This window comes from Stenotrophomonas sp. SMYL8 (assembly GCF_036320065.1).
GTDB classification, from domain to species: Bacteria; Pseudomonadota; Gammaproteobacteria; order Xanthomonadales; family Xanthomonadaceae; genus Stenotrophomonas; species Stenotrophomonas maltophilia_A.
The window spans coordinates 73,026-82,661 of record NZ_JAWIRR010000021.1 but is presented as its reverse complement, the minus strand read 5'-3'; the positions used below and the strand labels follow the sequence as shown (position 1 = coordinate 82,661).

Annotated in this window: 8 protein-coding genes; 6 read left to right on the top strand and 2 right to left on the bottom strand. The window is 67.8% G+C overall.

Annotated elements, in window-relative coordinates; all coding sequences use genetic code 11:
* Nucleotides 1–230: 230 nt before the first annotated feature.
* A complete protein-coding gene (locus V3B25_RS15940) occupies nt 231–980 on the bottom strand; it encodes a ferredoxin--NADP reductase (protein WP_201117624.1) in 750 nt (249 codons plus the stop codon).
* An 84-nt stretch (nt 981–1,064) separates the two neighbouring features.
* On the opposite strand from V3B25_RS15940, the gene V3B25_RS15935 reads away from it, so the two are divergent.
* The 5 genes from V3B25_RS15935 (at nt 1,065) to V3B25_RS15915 (ending at nt 6,060) form a co-directional block, all read left to right on the top strand.
* On the top strand, nt 1,065–2,033 hold the full coding sequence (locus V3B25_RS15935; RefSeq protein WP_049400895.1) for an ABC transporter ATP-binding protein: 969 nt from the start codon (nt 1,065–1,067) through the stop codon (nt 2,031–2,033).
* A complete protein-coding gene (locus tag V3B25_RS15930; RefSeq protein ID WP_329810981.1) occupies nt 2,030–2,821 on the top strand; it encodes an ABC transporter permease in 792 nt (263 codons plus the stop codon). The genes V3B25_RS15935 and V3B25_RS15930 overlap by 4 nt, the downstream gene beginning before the upstream one ends.
* Before the next feature lie 357 nt (nt 2,822–3,178).
* Entirely contained in the window at nt 3,179–3,946 is a 768-nt protein-coding gene (locus V3B25_RS15925) for a hypothetical protein (protein ID WP_049424153.1), read from the top strand.
* 294 nt (nt 3,947–4,240) lie between these two features.
* Nucleotides 4,241–5,179: a 2-dehydropantoate 2-reductase gene (panE, locus tag V3B25_RS15920; protein ID WP_201117627.1), complete on the top strand. Its 939-nt coding sequence runs from the start codon at nt 4,241–4,243 to the stop codon at nt 5,177–5,179.
* Between the two features lie 50 nt (nt 5,180–5,229).
* Complete coding sequence (locus V3B25_RS15915; RefSeq protein WP_329810982.1) at nt 5,230–6,060, top strand: epimerase; 831 nt, start codon at nt 5,230–5,232, stop codon at nt 6,058–6,060.
* A 76-nt stretch (nt 6,061–6,136) separates the two neighbouring features.
* Here V3B25_RS15915 and V3B25_RS15910 read toward each other — a convergent pair whose 3' ends face one another.
* Nucleotides 6,137–6,934 (bottom strand): TatD family hydrolase, encoded by a 798-nt coding sequence (locus tag V3B25_RS15910; protein WP_032967280.1) that lies wholly within the window; start codon nt 6,932–6,934, stop codon nt 6,137–6,139.
* 67 nt (nt 6,935–7,001) lie between these two features.
* On the opposite strand from V3B25_RS15910, the gene hrpB reads away from it, so the two are divergent.
* Nucleotides 7,002–9,506, top strand: a complete 2,505-nt coding sequence (gene hrpB, locus V3B25_RS15905) for an ATP-dependent helicase HrpB (RefSeq protein WP_329810980.1) — start codon at nt 7,002–7,004, stop codon at nt 9,504–9,506.
* The last annotated feature ends 130 nt before the right edge of the window (nt 9,507–9,636 follow it).

Sequence of the window (9,636 nt, the reverse complement as noted above, 5' to 3'; positions counted from 1 at the left end):
GGCACCGGCTATGCGTGGCGCGACGCCTGGATCGCGTACTGAGGCTGGACACCGGGGCGGCGTGATGCCGCCTCCGTTTCATGGGGTTGCCGGCCAGCGGCCGGCACGACCAGGGTCCACGCGGTTGCCGGCCAGCGGCCGGCACTACCAGGGTCCACGCGGTTGCCGGCCAGCGGCCGGCACTACCAGGGTCCACGCGGTTGCCGGCCAGCGGCCGGCGCTACCCTGACTTACTTGCTGCTGACGTACTTCTCGCGGCGGATCTGCGGGTTGCCCAGGCCAGCGGCCTTCAGCAGTTCGGCACAGGCGTCGACCATGTCCGGGTTGCCGCACAGGTAGGCAATGTCGGTGGCCGGGTCCGGGGTGAAGCCGGCCAGCGCCTGCTGGACGTAGCCGTGCTGCACGTCCAGTTGCGGATCAGCCGGCAGTTCGCGCGACAGGCATGGAACATAGCGGAAGTTCGGGTGTTTTTCGGCGAAGCTGTAGAAATCTTCGCTATACAGCAGCTCGCCCGGGCTGCGCGCGCCCTGCAGCAGCACGATCTGCACGCCGCGCTCGGCCATGGCCGTTTCCAGCAGCGGCAGCATCGAGCGGTACGGGGTAACGCCAGTACCGGTGGCGATCAGCAGGTAGCGGGCGTTGTGATCACCGGGATTCAGGCAGAACCGGCCATAGGGGCCGGACGCACTGATCTGGCCGCCCTGCTCCAGCGCCTCGAACAGGGCCGTGGCGGCGCCGCCGGGCACGAAGCTGACCGCGATATCCACCGCCTCGCCCGGGCCCAGCGCATGGTCATGGATGGTCGCCAGCGAGTAGCTGCGCTTGGTTTCAGTGCCGTCGGCGTAGCTGAAATGGACCTGGATGAACTGGCCGGGCTGGAAATCCAGCGGCTGTCCATCATCACGCACGAACTGGTAGTGGCCGACGGTCGGGGCCAGCATGCGGCAGCCGACCAGCTTGAGGGGGAATTGAACAGGCACGACTTTTCGGGACAGTGTGTAGCCGGGGCAAGCCCTCGGGGTCTTCTATAATAGCCGCTCCCCGCCCCTCTCCAGCGCCAGCCCATGGGCGCGAAGGCTTCGAGCTTGGCATCCCAGAACGATACGGCGCCCGCCCTGCGCGTGCGCGACCTGCGCAAGACCTACGACAACGGCACCCAGGCCCTGAAGGGGGTTTCCCTGGAAGTGGCCCCGGGCGACTTCTTCGCCCTGCTCGGCCCCAACGGTGCCGGCAAGTCGACCCTGATCGGCATCATCAGCTCCCTGGTCAACCTCAGCGAGGGCCAGGTGGAGGTGTTCGGCAGCGACCTGGTGCGCAACCGCAGCGCCACCATGCGCCTGATCGGGCTGGTGCCGCAGGAAATCAACTTCAACCTGTTCGAAAAGCCCTTCGACATCCTGGTGAACTACGCCGGCTTCTATGGCGTGCCGCGCGAGGAAGCCGAGCAGCGCGCCGAAGAGGAACTGAAGCGGGCCCACCTGTGGGAAAAGGCGCAGGTGATGAGCCGCACGCTGTCCGGCGGCATGAAGCGCCGGCTGATGATCGCCCGCGCGATGATGACGCGCCCGCGCCTGCTGATCCTGGACGAGCCGACCGCCGGCGTGGACATCGAGATCCGCCGCGACATGTGGCGCGTGCTGAAGGAGATCAACGCTGCCGGCACCACGATCATCCTCACCACGCACTATCTGGAAGAAGCCGAGTACCTGTGCCGCCACCTGGCGATCATCAACCATGGCCAGATCGTCGAGCAGGGGCCGATGCGCACCCTGCTGGCCAAGCTGGACGTGGAAGGCTTCCTGCTGGACATCGATGGTGACCTGCCGGCGCAGCTGCCGGTGATCGAAGGCGCGACGCTGACCGCGCCGGACCCGCATACGCTGGACATCGACATGCCGCGCGCGATGGACCTCAACCGCGTGTTCGCCACGCTCAACGAGTCCGGCATCCGCGTGCGATCGATGCGTACCAAGAGCAACCGCCTGGAGGAGCTGTTCGTGCGCCTCACCGGCAACCTGGAGAAGCCTGCATGAGCACCACCGAGCTGACCGACGGCCAGCGCAACCGCATCGCACTGATGACCATCGTGCGCCGCGAAGTCGCCCGCATCATGCGCATCTGGGGCCAGACCCTGGTGCCGCCGGCGATCACCATGACCCTGTACTTCCTGATCTTCGGCAACCTGATCGGGTCGCGCGTGGGGGACATGGGCGGCTACACCTACATGCAGTTCATCGTGCCGGGCCTGGTGATGATGAGCGTGATCCAGAACAGCTACGGCAACATCAGCTCCTCGTTCTTCGGTGCCAAGTTCGGCCGTCACGTGGAAGAGCTGCTGGTCAGCCCGATGCCGAACTGGGTGATCCTGTGGGGCTACGTCGCCGGCGCAGTGCTGCGCGGCCTGATGGTGGGCGTGATCGTGCTGATCATCGCCATGTTCTTCACCCCGGTGCGCATCCCGCACCCGCTGGTGACGCTGAGCACGGTGATCCTGGGTGCGACGATCTTCTCGCTGGCCGGTTTCATCAATGCGGTGTATGCCAAGAAATTCGATGACGTAGCGATCGTGCCGACCTTCATCCTGACCCCGCTGACCTACCTGGGTGGCGTGTTCTATTCAGTGAAGCTGTTGCCGGGCTGGGCGGAAGCGGCCACGCACGCGAACCCGATCTTCTACATGGTCAATGCATTCCGCTATGGCCTGCTGGGCAGCAGCGATGTGCCGTTGTGGGTGGCCTACGGGCTGATGATCGGATTCGTGGTGGTGCTGACGGCGCTGGCGCTGTGGCTGCTGCGCCGTGGCGTGGGCATGCGCAGCTGAGGGGTGCCTGCAGGGCCTGCGGCCCTGCACCTGCACCTGCACCTGCACCTGCAGTGGTAGTGCCGGCCGCTGGCCGGCAACAGCAACAGCCAAGGCGGAAGCATCACGAGTTGGGCGGGGCGGTGTGAGGGTGCAGGACACGCCGTAAACCCGTCCGTGGGGGCTCGATGGCGCCATCCATGGCGCCAACGGTCCTGCACCCCCACACCGCCCCACCCCTGACAGTTTCCGGTCGCTGTTGGTAGGTGTCGACCTTGGTCGACACGGTAGATCCACGCCATGCGTGGATGAAGCGTTCCTGTAGAGCCAAGCTGATGCTTGGCTCTTTTCGTTTCGGATTACGGCTAGGCTGTGGCGATGAAGATCACTTCCATTCCGTTGGACAAGGCCGTGTCGGACGGTCCCATCGATGCGTTCAGCCGAGCGTTGCTGAGCGATTCGCCCACGCTGGATGAGGTGCTGGATTGCCTGGCCTCGCTGCACGTGGCTGATCCCCTCCATCGTTATCTGTGCACGCTCGACGAAGTCGGCCAGTGCCGCTACACCAGCATGCACGCGTCCGACGACGAGCGCATCGCGCTGTACGAGGACGAAGACCCGGCGACGCTGGAAGATGCGTTGGCGGCACGCGAGCGGTTGCTGGCGCACGTCGTCGCGCAGCTTGAGCATTCCACGCATCGGCTGCAGTGGACCGCGTTGGCGGGTACGTTGATGTGCAGCGACGAGGACATCGAGGCGCTGGTCGCTGCCAATGCGACACCTGATCTCATCATCGATGACGCGGTCTGCGTGCAGCAGGTGCCCGTGACCCGTGATGACCTGCTGATCGCCGCCCTGCCCAACGGCTACTTCAGCGCGGACTGGGACATCTTCCAGAACCACGCCCTGATCCGGCATCTGCAGGAGCGCTACGACTACCGTCTGTTCGGACTCGGCGCATCGTGGCTCGGTTTCCAGCGCGACCGCGCACCGTCGCCTGCAGAGGCGAGCGCGTTGGTCGCGGACCTGCAGCGCATCTACGCGGCCGGAACGCACGACGCCTGGTCACAACTGGCTGCAACGCTGGCCACCCGCACCACACTGCTATTGGGCTACACCGAAGACTTCAGCGAACAACTGCCCTGAGCACCGCTCTACACGAGCGAGCGACCCGCTTCCGCCTTCGCTTCTGATCTGCTTTCCGTGGTGGCCGCGCCCGGAAACTGTCAGGGGTCGTGTGCGCTGGATTCGCGGGGGTATCCGCGCCATGGATGGCGCGGCTAAGCCCCCATGGACGGGTTCACGGCGTCCCCCGCGAACCCCGCGCACACGGCCCAGCTCATGAAACCAACTGCGCGAACCACCACGAGGGGCTCCGCCGTTGGCCGCAATCTCCGGCACAATCGCACTCCTGATTCCCCAGAAAACGGTGAACGTGCAATGCGCATCCTGATCCTCGGCGCCGGCGGTACCGGCGGTTACTTCGGTGGTCGCCTGGCTCAGGCTGGCGTGGACGTGACCTTCCTGGTGCGCCCCGCACGCGCCGCCCAGCTGGACCGCGATGGCCTGGTCATCCGCAGCCCGCTCGGCGACGCCAGCTTCCCGGTGCAGCACGTCACCGCCGATGCGCTGCCCGCATCGGCCGCGCAGAAGCCGTTCGATCTGGTCATCCTCAGCTGCAAGGCCTACGACCTCGACAGCTCGATCGACGCCATTGCTCCAGCCGTGGGCGCGAACACCACCGTGCTGCCGATCCTCAACGGTCTGCATCACTACAACGCGCTGGACCTGCGCTTCGGCCGCGACGCCGTGCTCGGCGGCCTGTGCTTCATCAGTGCCACCAAGGCCCCCGACGGCGCCGTGCTGCACTTGGGCAAGCCGGCGAAGCTCACCTTCGGCGAACGCGATGGCGGTGCGATCTCCACGCGCGTGCGTGCCTTCGCCGCCGCCTGTGCGCAGGCCAACCTCGATCACCTGGCCAGCGAGCACATTGGCCAGGAACAGTGGATCAAGTACACCTTCCTGACCGCGCTGGCCGCCTCGACCTGCCTGCTGCGCGCGGATATCGGCAGTATCGTCGCCACCGATGATGGCGAGGCGATCGTGCGTGGCCTGTACGACGAATGTCTGGCCGTGGCCGAAGCTGCCGGTGAGCCGATTCCCGATGCTGCGCAGGACACCGCACGCGGCACCCTGACCCAGGCCGGCTCTGCGTTGAAGGCTTCGATGCTGCGCGATCTGGAAGCCGGCCAGCAGGTGGAGGCAGAACAGATCGTCGGCGACATGCTGGCGCGCGCGCGCAAGGCCGACCAGGAAGCTCTGCTGCTGCAGGTCGCCTACAGCAGCCTGCAGGCCTACCAGGCGCTGCGCAGCGCGTGAGCGCCGCGTTGCAGACCAACGCGCTGCCGGCGCGGGTGCTGATCCTCGGCATGGGCTGGAGCGGGTGCGTGCTGGCCACGCATCTGCGGGCGTTGGGCGTACACGTGGCCGGCACGGTGCGCGACCCGGCGTCGGCACCGCACGATGGCCTGCCGCGCCATCAGCTGCGAGCTGACATGCCACCGTCGCCCGCCCTGCTCGATGAGATCGCGCAGGCCGAGGCCGTGCTGTGCAGCGTGCCGCCCGATGCCGAGGGTGACCCGGCACTGCGTCTGCTGCTGCCGGCACTGCAGGAAAGTCCAGCACTTCACTGGGTGGGCTATCTGTCATCCACGTCGGTCTATGCCGATCGGGCCGGCGGCTGGATCAACGCAACCAGCGTGGCCGATGCCACTGAAACGACCGGCATGCAACGCAGACGCGCCGAGGACCAGTGGCGTGCGCTGGCGGAGCAGCGCGGTATCGCATCGGCGGTATTCCGCCTGCCCGGCCTGTACGGGCCGGGACGCAATGCGCTGCTGCAGCTGGCACAGGGACGTGCGCGCCACGTAGTGCGTCCAGGGTTGGTGTTCAACCGCCTGCACGTGGATGACCTGGCAACGGTCGTTATCGCATCGATGCAGCGGCCGTGCGTGGATGGGCTGTATCTGCCAGCCGATGACGAGCCGGCACCATCGCAGGAGGTACTGGCCTTCGCCGCGCAGCTGGGCGGCTTTGCGATGCCACCTGCAGTGGCATGGGACGACCCTGCACTCAGCCCGACACTGCGGCGCTTCTACGAGAGCAACAAGCGCATCGACAGCACCGGTACGCGCGAGGCGCTGGGCTGGGAGCCGCGCTTCCCCAGCTACCGTGAGGGCCTCCGCCCCCCGCTCCGCTAGGCCCGCCCGCTGCCCCGCACCCGCGCGCTGGTTGCGGCGTTCATGCTGCTGCCGGCCAGCGGCCGGCACTACCTGATCAACCCGCGTCCGGCAGGCGGAAGAACGCACGCGTCGCGGCAGTTGCATTCGCGGCGGTCACCGCCACGTCTTCGCCACGGTCGCGCGCCAGCTCTTCCACGATATGCGAGAGGAACATCGGTTCATTGCGGCGGTCCTTCGGCATCGGCTTCAGCGTGCGCGGCAGCAGGTACGGTGCGTCGGTCTCGATCATCAGGCGGTTGGCCGGGATGTTCTTCACCAGTTCGCGCAGGTGCGCGCCACGGCGTTCGTCGCACAGCCAGCCGGTGATGCCGATGTACCAGTCCTGGTCCAGGTAGTCGAACAGCTCGTCACGCTCACCAGTGAAGCAATGCACCACCGCCGGGCCGATACGGCCCTCGAAGTTCTTCATCTGTGCCATGAAATCGGCATGCGCGTCGCGCTGGTGCAGGAACAGCGGCTTGCCATTGTCTGCGGCCAGCTGCAGCTGGCGCTCGAACGCGCGGTGCTGGGCCGGGCGCGGCGAGAAGTCACGGAAGTAGTCCAGCCCGCACTCGCCCACTGCCACCACTTCCGGGTGGGCATGCAGCGCGCGCATCTCGGCGTCGCATTCCTCGGTGTATTCCACCGCATGATGCGGGTGCACGCCGGCGGTGGCATACAGGAAGCCCGGGTGCTGCTGCGCCAGCTGCAGGGCCAATGGCGAGTGCTCGCGGCTGGCACCGGTGATGACCATCTGCACCACGCCGGCCTGGCGCGCGCGGTCCAGCACGGCATCGCGGTCGCGGTCGAAGGAGTCGTGGGTCAGGTTGGCGCCGATATCGATCAGGTGCATGGTCATCGCGGGGGAAAAGTGCCCGCGCATTGTACCTGCGCCCGCCGTGGCCCCTTATCCTTTGCACATGAACGCCCCGCTCTTCCCTATCTCCCCGCTGCTGCCACAGATCCAGCAGCACCTGGCCGCGCAGCCGCGACTGGTGCTGGAGGCACCGCCCGGCGCCGGCAAGACCACCCAGGTGCCTCTGACGCTGCTCGATGCACCGTGGCTGCAGGGGCGGAAGATCATCCTGCTGGAACCGCGCCGCGTCGCCGCACGCAGCGCCGCGCTGTTCATGGCGCGGCAGCTGGGCGAAGAGGTGGGCGGCACCGTCGGCTACCGCATCCGCTTCGAGAACAAGGTCTCGTCGCGCACCCGCATCGAGGTGGTTACCGAAGGCATCCTGACCCGCATGCTGCAGGACGACCCGATGCTGGAAGAGGTCGGCGCGATCCTGTTCGACGAATTCCACGAACGCCACCTCAGCGGTGATCTCGGCCTGGCACTGGCGCTGGACGTGCAGGCACAGCTGCGCGATGACCTGCGCCTGGTGGTGATGTCGGCAACGCTGGATGGTGAACGGCTGGCACGCTTCCTCGATGCGCCGCGGCTGAGCAGCGAAGGCCGCAGCTACCCGGTGACGGTCAGCCATTTCCCGGCGCGCCGCGATGAGGCGCTGGAACTGCAGGTTCGCCGCGCGGTGCAGCAGGCCCTGGCTGAACATCCCGGTGACCTGCTGGTGTTCCTGCCCGGCCAACGCGAGATCGCGCGGGTGCAGGCCGGGCTGCAGGAATCGCTGGATGCCGGCGTCGAAGTGCTGGCCCTGCACGGTGAACTTCCGGTGGAGCAGCAGGCGCGGGTCCTGCAGGCGGCCAGTGATGGTCGTCGGCGTGTGGTGCTGGCCACCAACGTGGCCGAGTCCTCGGTGACGCTGCCCGGCGTGCGCGTGGTGATCGACAGCGGCCAGGCGCGCGAACCGCGCTACGACCCCAACAGCGGCTTCACCCGGCTGGACGTGGTGGCCATCGCCCAAGCGTCGGCCGACCAGCGCGCCGGTCGCGCCGGTCGCGTGGCCGAAGGCGTGGCCTGGCGGCTGTGGCCGCAGTCGCAGCGGCTGGAGCCGCAGCGCCGCGCCGAAATCGATCAGGTCGAGCTGGCCGGACTGGCGCTGGAACTGGCCGCCTGGGGCAGCAGCGACCTGCGCTTCCTCGATCCGCCACCGGCGGGCCCGATGGGCGCGGCACGCGAACTGCTGCAGCGGCTCGGCGCGCTGTCCAGCAGCGGTGCGATCACCGCACTTGGCCGCCGTGTGCTGGCGCTGGGCACGCATCCGCGGATGGCGGCGATGCTGCTGGCCGCGCCCGATGGACGGGGGCAGGCGCTGGCTGCCGACCTGGCCGCCCTGCTGGACGCGCGTGATCCGTTGCGCCAGGGCGGTGATGCGCTGGCCGCGCGTTGGCGTGCGCTGGCGGCGTTCCGCAATGGCCGCGCACCGGGCGACGCCAACCGCAGCGGCCTGGCCGCGATTGATGCCGCCGCCAAACAGTGGCGTCGCCGCCTGCGCTGCGATGCCGCACCGCCGGCCAGCATCGAAGCCCATGAACTCGGTGACCTGCTCGCACACGCCTTCCCCGACCGCATCGGTGTCCAGCACCCCAGCGACCCACTGCGCTACCTGCTGGCCAACGGTCGCAGCGGACGCCTGCACGAGCTGAGCGACCTGCGTGGCGAGCCGTGGCTGGTAGCCAGTGAACTGCGCTTCGAGGCACGCGACGCGCTGCTGCTGCGTGCCGCACCGGTGGACGAGGGCCAGCTGCGCAAGGCGTGGCCGGAGCGCTTCGTGACCGAGGACGTAGTGCGCTGGGACAGCGAGCGTCGCGCCCTGGTGGCACTGCGCGAGACCCGTTTCGACCGCATCGTGCTGGACAGCCGCTCGGCCGGGCGGGTTGATCCGCAGCACGCCGCACAGGCGCTGACCGACGCGGTGGCCGAACTCGGCCTGCAGGCGCTGCCGTGGACCGAAGGCCTGCGCCAATGGCAGGCACGGGTGGAATCGCTGCGGCGCTGGATGCCGGAGCTGGACCTGCCCGACTGCAGCGACGACGCCCTGCTGGCCACGCGCGCGCATTGGCTGCAGCCCGCGTTCGCCGGCAAGAGCCGCCTGGATGCGCTGGACGAGGCCAGTTTCGGCGAAGCGCTGAAGTCGCCCCTGGAATGGTCACAGCGGCAACTGGTTGAACGGCATGCACCCACCCGCATCACCGTGCCGTCCGGGCTGGAGCGGCCGATCACCTATGCGCTGGACAGCGAGAGCGGCGAACCGCTGCCGCCGGTGCTGGCGGTGAAGCTGCAGGAACTGTTCGGCCTGGCTGACACCCCGCGCATCGCCGACGGCCGCGTGCCGCTGACCCTGCACCTGCTCTCGCCCGGTGGCCGCCCACTGCAGGTCACCCAGGACCTGCGCAATTTCTGGGAAAACACCTACGCGGAAGTGAAAAAGGAAATGAAGGGCCGCTACCCGCGCCATCCGTGGCCGGATGACCCGTGGACGGCGACGGCCACCCATCGGGCCAAGCCGCGCAGGACCTGACCGGTGGGGCCGGCTGCGGACCCTGCCTGATCCTGAATGGCTGCGGTAAAGTCACGCCACGTGTGACCTCGACTGACATACCGTTTACGGGCAACACGCGACACTGGACTTCGACCCGAGGCAAAGGACC

Coding starts and splice junctions, on each gene's coding strand:
- hrpB (WP_329810980.1), top strand. CDS start 7,002: ATGAACGCCCCGCTCTTCCCTATCTCCCCGCTGCTGCCACAGATCCAG.
- panE (WP_201117627.1), top strand. CDS start 4,241: ATGCGCATCCTGATCCTCGGCGCCGGCGGTACCGGCGGTTACTTCGGT.
- V3B25_RS15930 (WP_329810981.1), top strand. CDS start 2,030: ATGAGCACCACCGAGCTGACCGACGGCCAGCGCAACCGCATCGCACTG.
- V3B25_RS15910 (WP_032967280.1), bottom strand. CDS start 6,934: ATGCACCTGATCGATATCGGCGCCAACCTGACCCACGACTCCTTCGAC.
- V3B25_RS15935 (WP_049400895.1), top strand. CDS start 1,065: ATGGGCGCGAAGGCTTCGAGCTTGGCATCCCAGAACGATACGGCGCCC.
- V3B25_RS15915 (WP_329810982.1), top strand. CDS start 5,230: ATGGGCTGGAGCGGGTGCGTGCTGGCCACGCATCTGCGGGCGTTGGGC.
- V3B25_RS15925 (WP_049424153.1), top strand. CDS start 3,179: ATGAAGATCACTTCCATTCCGTTGGACAAGGCCGTGTCGGACGGTCCC.